General features: G+C 62.9%; 17 protein-coding genes. 11 read left to right on the plus strand and 6 right to left on the minus strand.

From position 1 onward, the window contains the following. Nucleotides 1–38 precede the first annotated feature (38 nt). From urtA to urtE, 5 genes are all read left to right on the plus strand, one after another. Nucleotides 39–1,328, plus strand: a complete 1,290-nt coding sequence (gene urtA, locus LNV06_RS15590) for an urea ABC transporter substrate-binding protein (protein ID WP_263539217.1) — start codon at nucleotides 39–41, stop codon at nucleotides 1,326–1,328. 267 nt (nucleotides 1,329–1,595) lie between these two features. Beyond that, a complete protein-coding gene (gene urtB, locus LNV06_RS15595; protein ID WP_263539752.1) occupies nucleotides 1,596–3,110 on the plus strand; it encodes an urea ABC transporter permease subunit UrtB in 1,515 nt (504 codons plus the stop codon). Nucleotides 3,111–3,412: 302 nt separating this feature from the next. Then, nucleotides 3,413–4,498 carry an urea ABC transporter permease subunit UrtC gene (urtC, locus tag LNV06_RS15600; protein ID WP_263539218.1) on the plus strand — a complete coding sequence of 362 codons (1,086 nt, stop codon included), beginning with the start codon at nucleotides 3,413–3,415 and terminating at the stop codon, nucleotides 4,496–4,498. Beyond that, the gene (gene urtD / locus LNV06_RS15605; RefSeq protein WP_263539219.1) at nucleotides 4,495–5,379 is read left to right on the plus strand and encodes an urea ABC transporter ATP-binding protein UrtD; all 885 of its coding nucleotides are present in this window, start codon (nucleotides 4,495–4,497) and stop codon (nucleotides 5,377–5,379) included. Before urtC ends, urtD begins: the two co-directional genes overlap by 4 nt. Nucleotides 5,380–5,384: 5 nt before the next feature. Beyond that, nucleotides 5,385–6,092: an urea ABC transporter ATP-binding subunit UrtE gene (urtE, locus tag LNV06_RS15610; RefSeq protein WP_263539220.1), complete on the plus strand. Its 708-nt coding sequence runs from the start codon at nucleotides 5,385–5,387 to the stop codon at nucleotides 6,090–6,092. Between the two features lie 28 nt (nucleotides 6,093–6,120). Here urtE and LNV06_RS15615 read toward each other — a convergent pair whose 3' ends face one another. Further along, the gene (locus LNV06_RS15615) at nucleotides 6,121–7,023 is read right to left on the minus strand and encodes an urease accessory protein UreD (protein WP_263539221.1); all 903 of its coding nucleotides are present in this window, start codon (nucleotides 7,021–7,023) and stop codon (nucleotides 6,121–6,123) included. A gap of 51 nt (nucleotides 7,024–7,074) precedes the next feature. Then, nucleotides 7,075–8,292, minus strand: coding sequence for a M24 family metallopeptidase (locus tag LNV06_RS15620; protein WP_263539222.1), 1,218 nt, complete (start codon nucleotides 8,290–8,292; stop codon nucleotides 7,075–7,077). A 250-nt stretch (nucleotides 8,293–8,542) separates the two neighbouring features. Here LNV06_RS15620 and LNV06_RS15625 point away from each other — a divergent pair, with 250 nt between their 5' ends. Further along, nucleotides 8,543–9,121 carry an NnrU family protein gene (locus LNV06_RS15625; protein ID WP_263539223.1) on the plus strand — a complete coding sequence of 193 codons (579 nt, stop codon included), beginning with the start codon at nucleotides 8,543–8,545 and terminating at the stop codon, nucleotides 9,119–9,121. A 73-nt stretch (nucleotides 9,122–9,194) separates the two neighbouring features. On the opposite strand, the gene LNV06_RS15630 is transcribed toward LNV06_RS15625, so the two are convergent. Continuing rightward, nucleotides 9,195–10,493, minus strand: coding sequence for a glycerophosphodiester phosphodiesterase family protein (locus tag LNV06_RS15630; RefSeq protein WP_263539224.1), 1,299 nt, complete (start codon nucleotides 10,491–10,493; stop codon nucleotides 9,195–9,197). Nucleotides 10,494–10,767: 274 nt separating this feature from the next. On the opposite strand from LNV06_RS15630, the gene LNV06_RS15635 reads away from it, so the two are divergent. Beyond that, complete coding sequence (locus LNV06_RS15635; protein WP_263539225.1) at nucleotides 10,768–12,078, plus strand: phytase; 1,311 nt, start codon at nucleotides 10,768–10,770, stop codon at nucleotides 12,076–12,078. Between the two features lie 51 nt (nucleotides 12,079–12,129). On the opposite strand, the gene LNV06_RS15640 is transcribed toward LNV06_RS15635, so the two are convergent. Next, nucleotides 12,130–12,750 carry a glutathione S-transferase family protein gene (locus LNV06_RS15640; RefSeq protein WP_263539226.1) on the minus strand — a complete coding sequence of 207 codons (621 nt, stop codon included), beginning with the start codon at nucleotides 12,748–12,750 and terminating at the stop codon, nucleotides 12,130–12,132. 201 nt (nucleotides 12,751–12,951) lie between these two features. Here LNV06_RS15640 and LNV06_RS15645 point away from each other — a divergent pair, with 201 nt between their 5' ends. From LNV06_RS15645 to LNV06_RS15655, 3 genes are all read left to right on the plus strand, one after another. After that, nucleotides 12,952–13,443 (plus strand): hypothetical protein, encoded by a 492-nt coding sequence (locus LNV06_RS15645; protein WP_263539227.1) that lies wholly within the window; start codon nucleotides 12,952–12,954, stop codon nucleotides 13,441–13,443. A gap of 82 nt (nucleotides 13,444–13,525) precedes the next feature. Beyond that, a complete protein-coding gene (locus tag LNV06_RS15650) occupies nucleotides 13,526–15,307 on the plus strand; it encodes an ABC transporter ATP-binding protein (protein WP_263539228.1) in 1,782 nt (593 codons plus the stop codon). 38 nt (nucleotides 15,308–15,345) lie between these two features. Further along, complete coding sequence (locus tag LNV06_RS15655; protein ID WP_263539229.1) at nucleotides 15,346–16,371, plus strand: CE1 family esterase; 1,026 nt, start codon at nucleotides 15,346–15,348, stop codon at nucleotides 16,369–16,371. Here the strand turns inward: LNV06_RS15655 and LNV06_RS15660 are convergent. After that, nucleotides 16,347–18,056, minus strand: a complete 1,710-nt coding sequence (locus LNV06_RS15660) for a GGDEF domain-containing protein (RefSeq protein WP_263539230.1) — start codon at nucleotides 18,054–18,056, stop codon at nucleotides 16,347–16,349. The genes LNV06_RS15655 and LNV06_RS15660 overlap by 25 nt on opposite strands. A 275-nt stretch (nucleotides 18,057–18,331) precedes the next feature. Next, nucleotides 18,332–19,534 (minus strand): polyphosphate kinase 2, encoded by a 1,203-nt coding sequence (gene ppk2, locus LNV06_RS15665; protein ID WP_263539231.1) that lies wholly within the window; start codon nucleotides 19,532–19,534, stop codon nucleotides 18,332–18,334. A gap of 272 nt (nucleotides 19,535–19,806) precedes the next feature. Here ppk2 and LNV06_RS15670 point away from each other — a divergent pair, with 272 nt between their 5' ends. Beyond that, nucleotides 19,807–20,514, plus strand: a complete 708-nt coding sequence (locus LNV06_RS15670) for a hypothetical protein (RefSeq protein WP_263539232.1) — start codon at nucleotides 19,807–19,809, stop codon at nucleotides 20,512–20,514. Nucleotides 20,515–20,533: the final 19 nt, after the last annotated feature.

Genomic DNA, 20,533 nt, shown 5'->3' on the forward strand with positions numbered 1-20,533 from the left:
ATTCACCCATAGCCCCCCATCCACACAGGAGCGATTCCATGCATCAAGACCAGCCCCGTCGCCGCGCGCTGAAGACCTTCAAAACCCTGGCACTGGCCAGCGCCCTCGCCAGCCTGGGCTTCACCGGCTTGAACGCTCAGGCCGCCGACACCATCAAGGTGGGCGTGCTGCACAGCCTCTCGGGCACCATGGCGATTTCGGAGACGGTGCTCAAGGACACCGTCTTGATGGCCATCGACGAGATCAATGCCAAGGGCGGCGTGCTGGGCAAGAAGCTCGAGCCCGTGGTGGTGGACCCGGCCTCCAACTGGCCGCTGTTCGCCGAGAAGACCAAGCAGCTGCTGACGCAAGACAAGGTCTCGGTGATCTTCGGCTGCTGGACCTCGGTCTCGCGCAAATCGGTGCTCCCGGTGGTGGAGGAGCTGAACGGCCTGCTCTTCTACCCGGTGCAATATGAGGGTGAAGAACTCAGCAAAAACGTCTTCTACACCGGCGCCGCGCCCAATCAGCAGGCGATTCCGGCGGTGGACTATTTGATGAGCAAGGACGGTGGCGGCGCCAAGCGCTGGGTGCTCTTGGGCACCGACTACGTCTACCCCCGCACCACCAACAAAATCCTGCGCGCCTATTTGAAGACCAAGGGCGTGAAGGACACGGACATCGACGAGAAGTACACGCCCTTTGGCCACAGCGACTATCAAACCATCGTCGCCGACATCAAGAAATTCTCGGCCGGCGGCAAGACGGCGGTCGTCTCCACCATCAACGGCGACTCCAATGTGCCCTTCTACAAAGAGCTGGGCAATGCCGGGCTGAAGGCCAAGGACGTGCCGGTGGTGGCCTTCTCGGTCGGTGAAGAAGAGCTCCGCGGTGTGGACACCAAACCGCTGGTCGGCCATCTGGCCGCCTGGAACTACTTCATGTCCATCAAGAACCCGGCCAATACCGAGTTCATCAAGAAGTGGAGCGACTACGCCAAGGCCAAGGGCTTGGCCGGCCACAAGGACAAGCCGCTGACCAATGACCCGATGGAGGCCACCTATATCGGCATCCAGATGTGGAAGCAGGCGGTCGAGAAGGCCAAGAGCACGGACGTGGACAAGGTCATTGCCGCTATGGCCGGCCAGACCTTTACCGCGCCCTCGGGCATCACCTCCAAGATGGACGAGAAGAACCACCACCTGCACAAGTCGGTGTTCATCGGCGAGATCAAGGCCGACGGCCAGTTCAATGTGGTCTGGAAGACACCTGCGCCGGTCAAGGCCAAGCCCTGGAGTCCCTACATCGAAGGCAATGACAAAAAGCCTGACGAGCCGGTGAAGAAGTAAGCCTTTTCTCCTAACTTCTCCTCACTTCTCCCCTCTCGCCCTGCCCTGCTTCCACCCGCCCGCAGCCCCCAGCTTGCGGGCGCTGGAGGTCTGCGGCTGGCTCCGTGTGCTTCACTTGCTTGAAACGGAACTCCGATGATTTGCACCGGGCGGAAAGCGTCGCCATTGCTGAGCTCGCTTCGATGGCTGCAGTTGCTGCTGCTGCTGAGCGTGAGCTGCTTGCTCGGTTCGCAGGCTTGGGCCCTGAGCCGCGAACAGGCGCTGGCTATGGCGGCCAGCGAGGACACCGAGGCGCGCATCGCCGCGATGAATGCCGCACTGGCGGCAGCCGCCCGGAAGCCCGATGCGCGGCTGCAAGCTTTTTTGCAAGCCCTGGCCAATGAGGAGCTCAAGCAGGCCGACGCGCAACTGCTGATCGTGTCGGACAGCGGCACCGCAATTGACGCGCTCAGCGGCAAGCCGGTGCCGAAGCTGCCGGCCAGCTTGGACGATATCCCCGTAAACAACCGCTTGCGCGGCGAGTTAGATCAAGCGCTGGCCGCGCTCAAGCTCTTCAGCGGCACCGCCAAAGAGCGCCTCGCCGCCGCGCAGGCCTTGCAGCAAGACGCCAGCGAGCAGCGTCTGCCCTTGTTGGACCAAGCCCTGACGCAAGAACCCGACGCCGCGGTACGCAGCGAGTTACAACTGGCCCGCGCCGCGGTGCTGAGCGGCAGCCCCGAGGTCGGCAAGCGCCTGCTGGCGGCCAAGCAACTGGGAACATCCGACAGCCCCGCCACCCTGCTCTTGCTGAACCAGCGCCTGGAAGAAGAGAGCGACCCCGCCGTCAAAAGCGCGCTGCAGGTATCGCTGCGCAAGCTACAAGCCACGCTGGCCTGGGGCGAGCGACTCGGCGCGCTGTTCTCGGGCCTGAGCCTGGGCAGCATCTTGCTGCTAGTGGCCTTGGGTCTGGCCATCACCTACGGTCTGATGGGCGTGATCAATATGGCCCATGGCGAGCTGATGATGATTGGCGCCTATGCCACGTATCTGGTGCACCTGGCCTTTCGCCAATGGCTGCCGCCCAGCTGGTTTGACGCCTATCTGTTGGTGGCCCTGCCGGTGGCCTTCTTGAGCGCGGCGGCCGTGGGCGCCTTGATGGAGCGGCTGGTCTTGCGCTGGCTGTATGGCCGTCCTTTGGAGTCGCTGCTGGCCACCTGGGGTTTGAGCCTGGTGCTGATGCAAAGCGTGCGCAGCCTCTTTGGCGCTCAAAACGTGGGCGTTGAAAACCCCGCCTGGATGAGCGGCGCCTGGCAGGTCTTGCCGAATCTGAGCCTGCCCTACAACCGGCTTTTGATCTTGCTCTTTGCAGGGCTGGTGTTTGGCGGCATGAGCTTGCTCATCAAGCGCACCCGCCTGGGCCTCTTCGTTCGCGGCGTGACGCAGAACCGCCCCATGGCCTCGTGCATGGGCGTCAACACCGCCCGCATCGACACCTACGCTTTTGCGCTGGGCTCCGGCATTGCCGGCCTGGCCGGCTGCGCGCTCAGCCAGGTGGGCAATGTGGGCCCCGACCTGGGCCAGAGCTATATCGTTGATGCCTTCATGGTGGTGGTGCTGGGCGGCGTGGGTCAGCTGGCCGGCACGGTCTATGCGGCCCTGGGCCTGGGCTTGCTGAACAAGCTGTTGGAGGGCTTTGTTGGCGCCGTCCTGGCCAAGATCGCAGTGCTGGTGTTCATCATCATCTTCATCCAGAAGCGGCCACAGGGCATCTTCGCGATGAAGGGGCGGGCGGTGGAGGCTTGAATGACACCCATTGAGCTTGTCCTCATGACCCAGCCCGTCGGGCGAGTGTCTCCGCTCATGTCCTCCGGATCTGGCTTCGCCAGACCCTCCCCCTTTACTTCGCTTCAACACTCGCCCGACGCGCTTAGCGGCCTCTCTTCTATCCAGAGCCAAAGCGGCGCCGTAGAAGGCTGGCCGGGTGCTTTGCGGAGCGAAGTAAAGGAGGAGGCACGGTCGGAGGCCGTGCCGGGGGACATGAGCGCAGTAAAGCGCCCGGTCGGCCTGACCCTCGAGAAGGCCCTATATCAAGCGTCAGAACAGCCATGAATTTCAAACCGAAAGCTCTCCTCAGCCCCCAAGGCTGGCTCGGCTTCAGCAGCGCGCTGCTCGTCATCGCCTTGCTGGTGCCGGCCCTGAACCTGTGGGTGCCTGAGGGTCAGGTCTTGCATTTGAGCGACTATGCGGTGGGCCTGGTCGGCAAGATCATGTGCTACGCCATTTGCGCGCTGGCCATGGACTTGATCTGGGGCTTTGCCGGCATCTTGTCGCTGGGCCACGGCCTGTTCTTTGCGCTGGGTGGCTATGTGATGGGCATGTATTTGATGCGCCAGATCGGCAGCGAAGGCCAGTACCAAAGCGCCCTGCCCGACTTCATGGTGTTTCTGGATTGGAAGACCCTGCCCTGGCACTGGAGCTTGAGCGACAGCTTTGCGGCCACGCTCGTGCTGGTGGTCTTGGTGCCGGGCTTGGTGGCCTTTGTCTTCGGCTACTTTGCCTTTCGCTCGCGCATCAAAGGGGTGTACTTCTCCATCATCACCCAGGCACTCACCTACGCAGCCATGCTGCTGTTCTTCCGCAATGAAACCGGTTTTGGCGGCAACAACGGCTTTACGGACTTCAAGCGCATCGCCGGCCATGCGATCGCCACACCCAGCACCCGCATGGCGCTCTTTGTGCTGAGCGGCTTGGCCTTGCTGGGCTTTTATCTGCTGGCCCGCTGGATCACCCAAAGCAAGTTCGGCCGGGTGCTGCAAGCGGTGCGTGACGCTGAATCTCGGCTGATGTTTTGCGGCTACTCACCGCTGCCTTACAAGCTGACCATCTGGACCCTGTCGGCCGTCATGTGCGGCGTGGCTGGGGCGCTGTATGTGCCCCAGGTCGGCATCATCAACCCCAGCGAAATGAGCGTGGCCAATTCCATTGAGATCGCGGTCTGGGCGGCGGTGGGCGGGCGCGGCAGCTTGTTGGGGCCTATCGTCGGCGCCTTTGCGGTGGGCGGGGCCAAGAGCTGGCTGACCGTCAGCGCGCCCGAGATCTGGCTCTACTTTCTGGGCGCATTGTTCATCGCCGTCACCCTCTTCCTGCCGCATGGCTTGGCGGGTCTGATCAAGAGCCGAGGCAAGACATGACCCCTGAACTGATGAACGAAGGCCGCGAACGGCTGCAATATCGAGAGCAACAAGGCCAAAACACCGTGGGCGGCTCGGGTGGTCTGGGCGGCTACGGTGCCGGCTACTCGCGGGTGCACCAGCCGGGCTCGCTGGACCTGACCCACGGCCGCATTTTGTATCTCGAAGATGTGAGTGTGTCTTTTGATGGTTTTCGCGCTATCCACCAACTCTCGCTGGACATTGCGCCAGGCGAGCTACGCTGCATCATTGGCCCTAACGGCGCGGGCAAGACCACCATGATGGACATCATCACCGGCAAGACCCGGCCCGACAGCGGCCGCGTCTTCTTCGGCAGCACCATCGACCTGCTGCGCCACAGCGAGGCCGAGATCGCCGGCATGGGCTTGTGCCGCAAGTTTCAAAAGCCGACGGTGTTCGAAGCGCTGACGGTGTTCGAGAACTTGGAGCTGGCCCTGAAGACGCCGCGCGGCGTGGCGGCGGCCCTGTGGCACCGGCTCAGCGGCGAGCAGCGCGACCGCCTCGGCGAGGTGCTGGACCTGATCCAACTGAGCGAGCAATGGCAGCGTCCGGCCGGGCTCTTGAGCCATGGCCAAAAGCAGTGGCTAGAAATCGGCATGCTCTTGATGCAAGAGCCCAAGCTGTTGCTGCTGGATGAGCCGGTGGCCGGCATGACGGATCAGGAAACCGAGCGCACCGCGGAGCTGTTTTTGTCTCTGACGCCCAAGCATTCGCTGATCGTGGTGGAGCACGACATGAGCTTCATCGCCCGCATTTCGCAAACCGTGACGGTGCTGTGCGAAGGCGCGGTTTTGGCCCAGGGCACACTGGCCCAGGTGCAGGCGGATGAGCGGGTGATCGAGGTCTATTTGGGGAGATGAGCGCGATGCTGCAAGCCAAGAACATCCAACAGTATTACGGCGGCGGATCGCACATCTTGCGCGATGTGAGCGTCAGTGCCAGTGCGGGCCGGGTCACCGTGCTGCTGGGCCGCAACGGCGTGGGCAAGACCACGCTGCTCAAATGCCTGATGGGCCTGCTGCCGATCAAGAGCGGCACGATGGAATTCGCCGGCCAGGATCTGGCCCGCATGAAGCCTTATGAGCGGGTGCGAGCCGGCATCGGCTATGTGCCGCAGGGGCGCGAAATTTTTGCGCGGCTGACGGTGAAAGAAAACCTGGAGATGGGCCTGGCCAGCCGCCCCAGCAGCACGCCAATTCCAACGGCCTTGTTTGAGCTCTTTCCGGTGCTGCAGCAAATGCTGCACCGGCGCGGCGGCGACCTCTCAGGCGGCCAGCAACAGCAGCTGGCGATTGCACGCGCCCTGGCCGCGGGCCCCAAGCTTTTGATCCTGGACGAACCCACCGAGGGCATACAGCCCAATATCATCAAAGACATCGGCCGCATCATCCGCAAGCTGGCCGACGAAGGCCTGAACGGCCAGCGCATGGCGGTGCTGCTGTGCGAGCAGTACTACGACTTCGCCGAAGAACTGGCCGACGACTATCTGGTGCTGGAGCGCGGGGCCGTCATCTCATCCGGCAGCCGCAGTGAGATGGCCAGCAAGGGCGTGCGGCAAATCGTTTCGATCTAAGACCGGCTTACTCTTTTCACAGAGCCCCTCACATGGACCAGATGCGCGGTGGCGTGGCGCTCAAGCCCCACAGCTCGTGCCGCCACAGCGCCCAAGCCTGACGCAGCAGCTGCAAGCTCGGCTCGGTCAAATGGCTGAGCGCACGCAGCACCAGCACCTGGCCATGCGCCGCCGTGGCGCCTGCGATCAAGCCCGCTTCGGGCGCCGCTTCGCGCTCTTGCGCTTCGATCAAGGCGCGCACCGCCTCCAGCGCACGCTCTTGGCGCGGCCGGGTGATCGCATGGCCCGCAGCAAACACCAGCGTCGCCATGCAGCGGCGCCCGGCCAGCCCCAGGGCGCCATTCATCAGCAACTCGTCTTGGGCTTCGATCAGCCCACGCTCCAGCCACACGCCGCAGACCTCCAGATGCTGGGCAAAACGCCCCCGGTCAAAGGGCGCGCCGGCGACGGGCAGGCCCAGGGCGGTGATGTCCCAGGCCATCATCTCAGCACCGGGCGCCAGCTCGAAGCGCGCCTCATTGAGGGCATCGCAGGCCGGATAGGCCAAGGCCTCCAGCGGCAGCCACTCCAGCCGCGAGCCACCGGCCAGCTGGGCGTGCAGCTTTTGAGTGGCCAGCGCGCCGGCTTCGCTGCGATAAAAACGGGTGGCGCCTGGCGTGGTGATCAGGCCATGCGCGCCCTCGGCCAGGCGCAGCTGCACATCCAAGGTGTCGCCGCCGACCAGTCCTCCGGGCGGATGGACCAGCACGTTGTGGCAGACCGCATCGCCCTCGGGGTAGAGGCTTTTCAGAATGCGCAGTGGGCCGTCATGGCGGTAGCGCAGCACGCTGCGCTGGGCCTCCAAGGTGTAATCCAAAGCCAGGCTGGCGCGCCAGTTGGAGCCGGCGCTCAGAGGCAAGCGTTCGGGTGATCGGAGCAAGTCGGGGTGCATGCAAGCAGGCTAGCAAGAATCGGGCCCCTCTGCTTGCCCCACCTCGCCTGCTCAGACCGCCAAGCCGAAAGGGTCGTCCACCGAATGGGCCGGCTGGCTGAACCAGCGCGGCCCCTGCGCCGTCATATAGACATGGTCTTCATGCCGGATGCCAAACTCGCCGGGCACGCAAATCATCGGTTCATTGCTGAAGCACATGCCCACATCCAGCGGCGTCTCATCGTTGTCCACTAGATAGGGCCACTCGTGAATGTCCAGGCCGCAGCCGTGGCCGGTGCGGTGCGGCAGGCCAGGCAATTCATAGCGGGGCCCCAAGCCCGCAGCAGCAATAACACGGCGCGCCGCACGGTCGACCTCGCGGCAAGCTGTGCCCAGTTGCGCCGCCTCGAAGGCCGCCGCTTGCGCCGCCTTTTCCAAGTTCCAAATCTCGCGCTGGCGGGCATTGGCTTCACCAAACACATAAGTGCGGGTGATGTCCGACATATAGCCGTGCACCAAGCAGCCGGTGTCGATCAGCACCACATCGCCCTCCTTCAGGCGCTGCGCCTCCTTGACCCCATGCGGGAAGGAACTGGCCACACCGAAGAGCACGATGCAGAAGTAAGAGCCGCTGGCGCCGACATTGCGGTGCGCGTTGGCGATGAAGGCCTCGACCTCGGTGGTGCTGATGCCCTCATGCAGCATGCTGGCGGTGGCGCGGTGCACGGCCATGGTCATGTCATGGGCGCGCTGCATCAGCGCGATCTCGGCAGCGGACTTGCGCATGCGCAAAGTGGCAGTGATCGGCTTGGCGTTCACCCAGGCAATGCCTTCGCGCTGCAGGCCGTCCACCACGAACAGCGGCGTGTCTTCACTCACCGCAATACGCGCATCGGCGGGCACACCCAAACTGGCCAGCACCTGGCGGCACAGGGCATAGGGGCTCTCATGTTCATGCCACAGGTGCAAGGCGCCCGGCAGTTGCATGTACTCGCGCAGCGTGCCTTCTTCAAAGGCTGGGGCGATGTATTGCGGTTCGCCCTGGGCCGGAATGATCAGGCCGACCATGCGCTCGCTCGGGTACCAAACAGTGCCGCTGAAGTAACGCATATTTGTGCCGGCATGGGCGTACAAGGCAGCGATGCCTTGCGCCTGCATCAAGCGCTGCGCCGCCTGCAAACGGGCCCGGTACTCGTCCAAGCCAATCGGCTGCGCGCCGCTCATCATGTTGACCAGCCCGTCCAGCGCCTGCTGTGCCCGGACGCCACCCACACCCACTGTTCTTGCCATCACCGTTTCTCCTGTTGGAGCCCGCCAGAAAGCTTGCACCCTTGAGCGCAAGTCGTATAAATATATTTACAGCATTCTACGATTGAAGAGACTGGGAAAGGTCGGGGCCTATTCACCGCCCATCACCCCGCCATTCCCTCGGAGCATTCCTGGCAGAAGAAAATCGGTTACAACCGCTGCCTTGCATAGCCCAAGGGATCAGAAGCCACGGCGACTGCCCTAGCCACAGCCCCCCACAGGAGTTTGATTCATGCTCGAATTGATTGCCGGACTGACCCTTTTCTTGGGCGTCCACTCGGTGCGCATCGTCGCCGACGGCTGGCGTAGCGTCCAGATCGCGCAGCGTGGCGAAACCGTCTGGAAGCTCAGTTACACCGCCCTCTCGCTGCTGGGTTTGGGCCTGATCATCTGGGGCTACGGCCAAGCCCGCTTGAGCCCGCAAGTGCTGTGGGCCACGCCCAAGGGCATGAACCACTTGGCCGCGCTACTGACCTTGGTGTCCTTCGTCTTCCTGGTGGCCGCCTATGTGCCGCGCAATGCCATCAAGGCGCGCTTGAAACACCCCATGGTGCTGAGCGTCAAAGTCTGGGCTCTGGCGCATCTCTTGGCCAACAACACCGTGGCCGACCTGCTCTTGTTCGGTGGCTTTCTGGTTTGGGCCGTGCTGTGCTTCCGCGCCGCCCGCCAGCGCGACCGGGTCAATCCCCCCGCCGCGATTCAAGCCCGTCCGCTGAACACCGCCATCACCGTGCTCGTCGGTGCGGTCGCATGGGCCCTGTTTGCCTTTGTCGGCCATGCAGCGTTGATTGGTGTTCGGCCCATGGGCTGAAGCAAGTCTGCGTCGGACAGCAAAAAGGGGCCTCGCGGCCCCTTTTTCGTCTCAGTGAGCACTAGCGCTTGAATCAAGCGGCTTGGCTGCTCTTGCGACGACGCGCCATGGCCAAAACGCCGGCCAGGCCGCCCAACATCAGCGCATAGGTTTGCGGCTCAGGCACAGCCAGAGCTGCCACTGCGGCCACGCCCAGATCGGGTTGGTCGGTGAAAAAACCGTCCATGCCCAGGTCCACAAAGGCCTTGACCTGGCCGGCGAGGTCGCCAAAAGCGGCCGGGTCAGCGCTGCTGTCGAACTCATTCGGCAGGAAGACGTTTTCAGCGCGGAAGGTCCAGCCGTGCACGGCCAGGCCGCGCTGGTGCGCGTTGGCGATCAGCTGCGTGGGGCTGCCCAACTTGCCGCCCACCAAGGTGATCATCAGATTGGTGTTGGAGCCCACACCGTCGGCGTAGCCCTTGATGAAATCGAGGCCGGCGGCCGAGGCCAAGTCGGCGTAGCTGCGGGCGTCATCGAAAGGCGTGCCGCTGCCATTGAGCAGCTGCACGATCTTGATGTCGGTCTTGCTGTTGATGTACTCGAGGTTGTGCACCTCGAAGGACTGGATGAACACCGGCGCATTGCGGTCATTGCCATAGTTGGCATGCAGCACTTCGACCAGCTTGTCTTCCATGCGCTTCAGGCCGGTCGCGTCGGTGAAGTTCTTGAAGTAGGTCGGGTGCTTGGTTTCTGGGTAGATGCCAATGGTGCGGCCGGTCTCGAGGGACTTGGCCTTGGCCAGATCGATCACTTCTTGCAGGGTCGGGATCACCAACTTGTCGTTGTAGGCGTTGTTGCCCAAGCGCAGATCACGCAGACGCTCTTGGGCGCGGATGTCGCTGCGGATCTCCGCTGCAGTGAAGTCTTCGGCGAACCAACCGGCGACTTTTTGGCCGTCCAGCGTCTTCACCTTGAGGCGATCGGCATATTTGTCCAGCTGCCAGACATTGGTGCTGCTGTCGGTGCGGTTCAGCACCGGGGCGCCGTTGACCATCTTGATGCTGCCGTCGGCGTTCAGGTCCACGCGCGCCAACAAGGGCTCGTGACGGGCAATCAGCTCGCCGTCCTTGGTCATGACCAGATCGGGCTCGATGTAGTTGGCACCTTGGGCGATGGCCAATTCATACGAGGCCAAGGTGTGCTCGGGCCGGTAGCCAGAAGCACCGCGGTGGCCGATGACCACGGGCGCGTCGCCCGTCAAAGTGTTCCAAACCTTGGCGGGCAAGGCCTGGGGGCGCGCGCCATAGATATCGGCTTGTGCCTGGGCCGTGCCGGCCAAAGCAAAGCCAGCGCAAACTGCCGCCACGGCGGCCATACGGTACGAGTTCAACATAAGCTTTCTCCTCTCGGTGGACCAATCAAATCACCGCGGAGCATCGAATAGATCGATGACAGCGGCGTGAAGCCGGCCATCCGCTGTTCGGCTTGCTCCCGCCCCCTGGTCTGCCGAGCTCCCCCGCCGTTGCCCTTGAACTGTTCGGATCAGAGCGCGAGACACGCCGCAGCCATCTTGTCTCGCTAAGGTTCAATTTCAGCGCATCCGCTCTCGGCAGCTAGTCTCGGACGGTGCCCCTCTTTAGCCCCATCTTTCTTGGAGTCACTCCACCATGTCCTCCACCCCTCGCCTGCGCGCCATCGCGCTCTGTATCGCTTTGTTGGCCGCCGCCCTGCAGGCGCAAGCCGCTTCCGCCGTGATTGAAACCCCGACCATCGACAGCAGCGGCGATGCCGACGATCCAGCCATCTGGCTGAACCCGCTGGATGCATCCAAGAGCCTTGTCATCACCTCGGTCAAGAACTCCGGCCTGCGCGTCTATGACCTGAACGGTCAGCAGCTGCAAAGCCTTTTGCCTCCCGGCAAGATCGACGGTGTGGCCAGCCGTTTGAACAATGTGGACGTGCAGTACAACTTCCGCATGGCCGATGGCAGCCGCGCTGACCTGGCCATCTACAGCGACCGCGGCCAAGACACGCTGCGCGCCTTCAAGATCAACGCCAGCGGCACGCCGCTGACCGAGGTCACCGGCTACAACCGACTCTTCCCCCAGCAGCCACTCGCCAATCAGGCCACCGGCTATGGCCTGGCCCTGTGGCGTGACCAAGCCAGCGACAAGCTCTACAGCTTGGTGGCTCAGCGCGGCGGCAGCGGCGCCGGTGGCGCCATCAAGGGCCATAGCGTGGCCCAGTTCGAGATGATCGCCACGCCCGACGGCAAGGTCAGCTCGCAACAGGTGCGCAGCTGGGACCTGCCGACCAGCTACAAGGGCCAAAGCCTGCTGAACGGCATCGACAGCACCGGCTCAAGCTACTCGCCGCAATCCGAAGGCATGGTGGTGGACCAACAGACCGGCATGCTCTACGTCGGCCAAGAAGACGTGGGCATCTGGGGCATCGACTTGGCCAGCGGCACGCTCGGTGCCAAGCCGCTGATCGAAACCAAGAACTTCGACCCCAACAGCCCACTGACGCCCGATGTGGAAGGCCTGACGATTCGCTACGCCAAAAACGGCGAAGGTGTGATCCTGGCTTCCAGCCAAGGCGATAGCAGCTTCGCCGCCTTCAATCGCAAGGGCTTTGGCTACCTGGGCAGTTTCAGCGTGGGCGCCGGCGCGCATGACGCGGTGGAACATTCCGACGGCGCCGACGTCAGCAGCTTTGCCCTGCCCGGCTTTGAAGATGGCGTCTTCATCACCCAGGATGGCGAAAACGTCAACAATGGCGCCCTGGTCGGCACCAACTTCAAATACGTCAAATGGTCAGACCTGGCCAAGGAGCACGCCTTCCTGGCGCCCTACGCCCAAATCGACCCTGACTTTGACCCACGCAATGTGGCGGCCATCCCCGAGCCCAGCAGCTACGCCATGCTGATCAGCGGCCTCGCTGCCTTGGCTCTGCTCGCTCGCCGCCGCAAGGTCTGAAGAAGCGTTGAACTCAGCCGGGACGGCCGAAGCCGTCCCCGCTGAGTTCGGTCAAGCCGCGAACTTGGCGTAGTAAGCCTGCACCGCCGGCAACTGCTCAATGCGCGCCAAATGCGCATTGAGCGCCGGCGCTACTTGAGCCACCAGATCGCGGGGCACATGGTCCAGACGGCCGGAGTTCAGGCCGCGCACATCCACAAAGACCTTCAAATCCGCCACCGTCAGGCGCTGGTCGGCAAAGTACTCGCCGCCGTGAGCGAGCAGTTGCTTTTCCAGCCAGCGCAGATAGACCGGCATGGACCCATTCACCAGCGCCAGCCGCGCTTGCTTTTGCTCCTCGCCGCTCATGCGAAAAGTCGGGCCCAGCTTGACCGAGGCCTCTTCCACCACATACATCACCTCATCGCAGAGCAAGGCTTGATAAGGGTCGCTGGGGTAGAGCTTGGCCAGCTTGCCCGCATAACGCAGGATCGCATCGCACTGCGTCACCTGCACGCCGTCGACCTGCAAAGTCGGGACCTGCCCAAACGGCGTGCTCTTGCGCAGCTCTTCAAACTCGGGGAACTTGAAGCGATGGTCTTCAAAGGCCACATCGCCCAGATGGAAGGCCAAGCGCACGGGCTCGGCCCGGCCGCCGTGAAAGTCAAAGTAAGTCAGTTTGAGTTGGCTCATGGTGATGACGAAGTCCTATGAGGGTCAAAGAAGGAAAGTCGATTCTTGAGGCGGATATCAGCTAGCTGCATGGGCTGAGCCGCCTTGCCATCCTAGCCCTAAGGGGATAGACCCCAAATCCTTTCTCAGCCAGGCCTGCAAGTAACGGGCATCTCAATCGCATGGTCAAATCAAGGGCAGAACTCAATAGACCTCCACTGCATGAAGCTCCTGCTGGCAATGCTGCTGTCATTGGCCGCCTCCGTTTCCGCCCTGGCTCAGGAATCCGTGTACGTGGAGGCCGTCAGATGCGTCGGCGGCCCATTCGGGATGAAGCTGCCTGCGGATGCGCGAAAGTTGCGCCTGATGGCACCACTGCTTCGCGAGGCTATTGCAGAAGTCGAACGCTGGGATGGCTATACCGCGACAAGAAAGACGCTGTACTTCGAAGGGCTAGAAATCGGTGTTGTTGAGTTCTCAAATGATGCCGCGAAGCTCATGGTCACGCATGCGGACATCGCCAGTCCGAAGTGGAACCATCTTTTGCCCTTCAAGATTCACCAATCGATATCCTCCGCGCGCGCTGTGCTCGGCGCTAGCGCGACGGACGATGCTCGCTTAAGCCGAAGCTATGACAGCGATGGCGATAGCCTTCAGTTTCGGACTTCAGGCGCTTTGCTGGTCGGCATTTCGTACAGCTGCTATTCCGGGTGAGCGCTTAAGCGTCCACACGGGCCACATGAGCGCAGCGCCCGGAGTCTCATTGAAGTCACGCTCGCTCAGTTACCCTTCCGCCATGAACACCACCCACCCTTTCAAGAAGCTGCTGGCCTATGCCCAGGGCCACAGGCGCGATATTCGCCTGGCAACGCTGTATTCCATCCTCAACAAGTTCTTTGACATCCTGCCCGAGGTGCTGATCGGCGCGGCGGTCGATGTGGTGGTGCGCGGCGAGCAGAGCTTTTTGGCCAAGAACCTCTTGGTCAACTTCGGCATCACCGACACCTGGCAGCAGCTGCTGGTGCTGGGCGCACTGAATGTGGTGGTGTGGATTGGCGAGTCGGGCTTTGAATATTTGCTGGAGCTGAAGTGGCGCGGCCTGGCGCAGAACATTCAGCATGAGCTGCGCCTGGACACCTACCGCCACGTACAAAAGCTCGAACTCAGTTACTTCGAGAACCAGCGCACCGGCGCTCTGATGTCTGTGCTGAACGACGACATCAACCAGTTGGAGCGTTTCTTGAATGGCGGCGCCAATCAAATCATCCAGGTGGTGTGCTCTTCGCTGATGGTCAGCGCGGTGTTCTTTGCGCTGCAGCCGGGGCTGGCGGTGATCGCCTTGCTGCCGGTGCCGGCGATTTTGTTCGGCACTTTTTGGTTCCAAAAGCGCCTGGCGCCGCGCTATGCCGAGGTGCGCGAGGCGGCCGGCGATGTCTCGGCCCGGCTCAATAACAATCTGCTCGGCCTGGCCACCATCAAGGCCTTCGCCACCGAGAACCTGGAGGCCGCCCATATCGAGCAAGCCAGCCGTGGTTATCTGCAGTCCAACGCCCGCGCCATCCGCCTGAGCTCGGCCATCACCCCGGTGATCCGCATGGGCATCTTGGCCGGCTTCACCGCCACCCTGGTCTATGGCGGCTGGTTGACGATTCATGGCGATCTGGCCGTGGGCGCTTACTCGGTGCTGGTCTTCCTGACCCAGCGCCTGCTCTGGCCCATGACCCGCCTGGCCGAGGTGGCCGATATGTATCAGCGCTCCATGGCTGCAGCGCAGCGGGCGCTCGGGCTCTTGGACACGCCGATTCGCATCGCCTATGAGGGCGAGCATTTCCCGGTCAGCCAGGCACGCGCGGCGCTGCGCTTTGAGAACGTCAGCTTTGCTTATGCCGAGCAGCCGACCTTGCAAACGCTAAATTTAGACGTACCCGCCGGCCAGACGATTGCGTTCGTGGGCAGCACCGGTTCGGGCAAATCCACCTTGGTCAAGCTGCTGCTGCGTTTTTACGAGCCGCAGCAGGGCCGCATCTTGTTTGACGGCAAGCCGATCGCCGAACTGAATCTACAAGACCTGCGCCGCGCCATCGGCTATGTGGCGCAAGACAGCTTTTTGACCGACGGCACGATTGCCGAGAACATCGCCTACGGCATGGCCGAGGCCAGCGAGGCCCAGATCCATGAGGCAGCGCGTCTTTCTGAGAGCCTGGAGTTCATCGAGCGATTGCCGTTGGGCTTTGCCACCCGCGTGGGCGAGCGCGGCCAAAAGCTCAGCGGCGGCCAGCGCCAGCGCCTGGCCCTGGCCCGCGCGATTCTGAAAAACCCGCCGCTGCTGATCCTCGACGAGGCCACCAGCGCGGTGGACAACGAGACCGAGGCTGCCATTCAGCGCTCGCTGAATGTGGTCAGCCAAGGCCGCACCACCCTGGTCATCGCGCACCGCCTGTCCACCGTGCGCCAAGCCCATTGCATCCACTTGCTGGAGCGCGGCCGCATCGTGGAGAGCGGCACGCATGAGGAACTGCTGGCACGTGGTGGCGCCTATGCGGCGCTGTGGCGGCTGCAGACCGGCGAGCTGGCCTGAAATCTCGCCGTCAGAGCCCTAGATCTATCGACCACCCCATGAGCATTCCTTCCTCAGGTCTGCGCGGTTGGCTGCGCCAGTGCCTCCTCGGCAGCAGCGTTGTCAGTGCTCCGCTGGCGCGCCTCAGCTCGCAGCAACTGGACAGCCCCGACGGGCTGCGCCCTTATCAACTGGCGCTGCCCAGCGCCGGCCCCTGTTCGGCAAACCCGGGTCAGCGCCCCCTGGTCATCCTGCTACACGGCTTCGGTGCTACCGGCGCGCAGTTGCTGGGCCAAGGCTTTCCGCCTTCGCCTTTGGCGCAATGGCTGGAGATTGCCGAACGCGAAGGCTGGGTGCTGGCAGCGCCAGATGGAAGCGGCAAAAGCTGGAACGACGGCTTTGCCGACGCCAGCGCAAACGCCAAGACCGATGACGTCCGTTTCATCCATCAGCTGATCGACCATCTGATCGCCACCCAAGCCGTTGACCCAAGTCGTGTCTATGTGATGGGCGTCTCCAAAGGCGGCATGATGAGCTTGCGTCTGGCGGCCGAGTTAGGGCCCAAGTTGGCGGCTTTTTGCGCCGTGCTGGCCTCAATGCCGCGCAACAGCTGCTGCGCACTGCCCAGTCATCCGCTGCCCGCCCTCTTCATCGCCAGCCGCAGCGATCCGCTGGTGCGCTTTGAGGGTGGCAGCTTCCGAAAGAACCGCCGGCAAGCGGGCGAGATGCTGGGCATTGAGGCTTCGGTCGCCGTCTGGCGCGACTTGGCTGGCTTACACGGCCTGAGCAGCGACACACGGTGCACGCCCATCGCACCGCGCAATCCGCTTGACGGCAAGCCAGGCACAAAAGCCAGCAGGCAGGATTGGGGCGAGGAGGCGAGCGGAGCGCTGCAGGTCAGCTTGGTCACCATCGAAGGCGGCGGTCACGCCGAACCCAGCCCAACGCGGCGCTATCCGCGCTGGATCACCCTTCTCACCGGCGCACAAAGCGCTGACTTCGAAACAGCCGAGCTGGCCTGGGCATTTTTCAAAGACAAAACTCGCCTGGGCCCCCAGCATCAATCTTCACAAGACCAAACGTAGACCCGCGAGCGTCCCGCCGCTTTGGCGCCATAGAGCGCCGAATCGGCGCGTGACAAAAGCAAGTCGAGCGAATCGCCGGCCGTTTCAGAGTCCGCCACACCGGCAGAGAAACTGCAGGCAAAGCGGGCCGATGCACCATCTTCAAAGTGCAGGCTCATGAAAGCCTGCAGCAACTGCGCCACCCGCTCGACGGCCTGCGCCGCATGCGCTTTGGGCAGTAGCAAGACAAACTCTTCGCCGCCGTAACGGCAGACCAAATCCTCAGCACGCATGGTGCGACGCGCCAAATCGCCAAAGGCACGCAAGACCTTGTCGCCAGCTTCATGGCCATGCAGATCATTGACCTCCTTGAAGTGGTCCAGATCGATGACCGCCACCGACAAGACCTCATGGTTGCGAATGGCCAAGGTCAGCAAGGCGCTGCCGGCTTCGATCAGCTGGCGTCGGTTGCCCAGATGGGTCAAAGGGTCCTCCAAAGCTTGAGCCTGCAGCAGCTTTTGCAAGCGCGCGGTCTCCATCACACGGCTCTTCAACAATTCGTTCAGTTGCTGCACCTGATCGGCGGTCTTCTTGGCCAGATCCCGCTCGCGCTCAGCTTCACGCATGCGATGAGCGAAGCGCAAGCTCATCTGCCTGGACTTGGCCGCCACCCCAAGCAACTGCTCATGTTTGGCAAAGGCCTTTTCAAGCAGACGGTAGCCCAGGGCGGAGTCACCATACCGGGTGGCTGCCTGGGCCGCCACGCGCAGCAAGTTGACGCGCTCGACCGGCAAGGTGTCGGCCACCGGCTCCCCCTCCAACTCGCGCTGGCGCCTCAAGCAGAGGTCGAGCGCTTCTTGTACCTGGCCTTGCGCCAACAAGATGCGCGCCCACAAACTGGTGCGCAGCGTCAGCTTTTCATTGCTCATCGGGTCGATGGACGGCTCACCCCGCAGGACTGCAGCCGCCTCATCCACATGGCCGCTTTCGAGCAGAGCCATGGCAATCTCTTCCTGCCTTTGCAAAGAGGGCGGAAGGTCATCGCTGATCCGATTCATCAAATGCAGTCGAGCCACTTCCAAGGCCCGGTCCGCGCAGCCCATCTGGCAAAGGCAGGGCACCAGATTGCCGGCCGCAAAAATGATTTGTCGTCGCGAACCCAATCGCAAAGCCTTGTTCAAGCATTCATGCAAATGCCGCGCGCCATCTTCCAGGTTCAAGAGGTCAGACTCAAAAGAACCCAGATTGTTCAAAGCATTGACCAGCACCGGCGCCAAGCCGGTCTCGCGGGCCAGATCCAAGGCTTGATAAAAATGGTCCAGTGCCTTGACGTCGTTCTTGCTCATCGAATAGACCGTGGCCAAGGCCGCTGCGCTCAGATAGGCCTCGCAGCGATTGCGACGCGCACGCTGCGCATGCAAGCTCGACAAGAGCTGCTGAGCGGCCTCAAGCCGCCCCGCCCGCCGCAGGCCTTGCGCCTCGACGTGGCGGAGCAGCAACTCCGCCGCCAGGCGCTCCTCGCCTCGGACCTCAGCCAGGTATAGCTGGGCGGCTTGGAGCTCTTGTTCAGCCTGGCGCTCATCGCCGGCGCGGTAGTGGCACAGCGCCATCAAGGCCAGGGCTCTGGCCTGATTCTCAGGCGCTTGAAGCTGCTTCATCCAGCGTTTGGCCATGACGATCGCCGCCACCTCGCCTTCGCTGAACATCCGGGCGATCGTCTGATCACACCAATCGCGAACCCTGAGCGTGCTCTCCACCATGCGCCCTCCTTGCTGGTTGCGTGCGGCTTGAACGCGGCCTTCAGAAGGCCATGTTCAGACCGATGGCTTCAGCCTAGCAGGACTCGGGCGCCTGTTGAGCCCCATGTTTGGAGCTGCCACTGCCAAGACTTCGGTGCTAGGCTGTTGCGCGCGAACCTTCGGTGATTGAGGTCTGAAGGGCTTGGCCTTTAGGAGCTTCAGAGCCTCAGAAACTGCCCCCGTCAAGCTTGGCTTACGCCCTGCGACTCACCCCGCTCGTACACCACGTTAGCGCGCCCCACCAGCAAGGGGTCCAACTGGCCCAGCTTGCTGAGGTCTTTGTTGGCATAGGGCAGCTGGTGCAGCACATGGCGCATGGCGTTCAGGCGTGCGCGCTTTTTGCAATCGGACTTGACCACGGTCCAAGGTGCTTCGGCAATGTCGGTGTGGAAGAACATTGCCTCCTTGGCCTGGGTGTAGCTGTCCCATTTGTCCAGCGAGGCCAGGTCGATGGGCGAGAGCTTCCATTGCTTGAGCGGATGGGCCTCGCGCTCCTTGAAGCGCCGGCGCTGCTCCTCACGGCTGACCGAGAACCAGAGCTTGACCAAGTGCACGCCGCTGCGCACCAAATTGCGCTCGAACTCCGGCGCCTGGCGCATGAATTCTCTGTACTCATCGTTGCTGCAAAAGCCCATCACCCGCTCGACGCCGGCGCGGTTGTACCAGCTGCGGTCGAACAGCACGATCTCGCCCGCCGTGGGCAGATGCTGCACATAGCGCTGGAAGTACCACTGGCCGCGCTCCACCTCGCTGGGCTTCTCAAGCGCCACCACACGCGCGCCACGTGGATTCAAATGCTCCATATAGCGCTTGATGGTGCCGCCCTTGCCGGCCGCGTCGCGCCCTTCAAACAAGATGATGACCTTTTGCCCGGTCGCCTTGACCCAGGCTTGCAGCTTCAGCAGCTCGACCTGCAGCTGGTACTTCTGTTGCTCATAGCTCTTGCGCGACATCAGGTTTTTGTAGGGATAGCCGCCGCGGCGCCAATCGGCGGACAACTCCTCATCCGGGTGCAAGCCCTGCGGTTTTCGGCCGACTTGCAACTCCTGCAACAATGCTTCGCGCAAGGCAGCAGCGTCATCGGCAGAAGAGCCGGCCACGATGGCCTTGACCGAGGAGGCGAGAGCCTCTGCGCCGCCCTTGGCGACGATGTCTTTCAAGGCGGCCAGCTCGCGCGCCTGCGCGGCCGCGACGGCTTCCTTGACCACATGGCGCGCGATACCGGGGGCGCTGCGGCTGCCGGCGGTGTCACCGCTGCGGCTGCGACGGGGCTGGGCTGCCGGCTTCAAGCGGGGCTTGGCGCTGGCGGCGGCCTTGGCAGATTTGGACGCGCTGGCCGACTTCTTGCTGCCGACGGCGGGCGACTTGCTCGGTGCTGGGCTCATGGTGCGGATTCGAGAGTCACGAAACTGTCACGTTCGCACTGTAACCCTGGTTTTGACTTGACCTAACTCAAGAGTCGCGACGCTTTTGCGCCGCTCTCGGAGCGTTCACACCCCCCATCGCAGTCGGCGTGAAAAAGTACTGCAAAAGGCGCGAAAGGTGCGAAAAGGCACAATGAGGCCTGCCCTCGGCAGCACGCCGACAGGCCCTATAAAAACGAAGACATGGAGCAAGCCGCGTGAATCGATGGACCCACTCTTTGACCCGGATACTGATGAGCGTCGCCCTGCTGGCCTCGGTCACCCAGGCCTCACTGGCGGCCAGTCTCGGCGCTGACGGTTATCGCGAGAACTTCGACAGCATGGGCGTGCTCGGCGTCAGCCCACCCGAGGGCTGGAGCTTGTGGGTGGGCGAGGCCGGCAGCTCGCGCAGCAGCTGGACCGAAAGCATCAGCGCCAACGGCCCCGGCCACTGTGTCGCCAATATGCGCCGCTCGCGCGACAACTTGCTCGCCAGCAACGCGCCCTATTCCCCCAGCCATGTGGGCTACAACGCAGCCTTTGCCGTCAACCAAACCCGGGACCGGGTGCTGGCCACCTCGCCCACCGTTTTCGCGGGCATGGCCTGGCAGCTGGAGCTGAGCAATGCCAGTGGTCAGGCCATCGAGGCTATTCAACTCAGCTACGACACCCGCCGCTTCACTGTCGCTGCGCATGACAACGAGTTGCCCGGCTACCAGCTGTTCTTCAGCCTCGATGGGCGCAGCTGGAACGTAGTGCAGGCCCTCATTCCCAACCTGGACAGCGTGCCCAACACCGTGGGCGTCACGCCGATCAAACAAGCCCGCATAGACCTGGGCGGACGCTGGGCGCCCAATGCGGTGCTGCTGCTGCGCTGGGTGGACGACAACGCCGAGCAAAGCTCGCCCGACCAGATCATTGGCCTGAACAATGTGGAGGTTCAGGCGCTGAGCAAGCCCTGAGCCTGGGCCGCCTCGCTCC

The organism is Paucibacter sp. Y2R2-4, from assembly GCF_025717535.1.
In the GTDB taxonomy this organism is placed as follows: Bacteria; Pseudomonadota; Gammaproteobacteria; order Burkholderiales; family Burkholderiaceae_C; genus Paucibacter_A.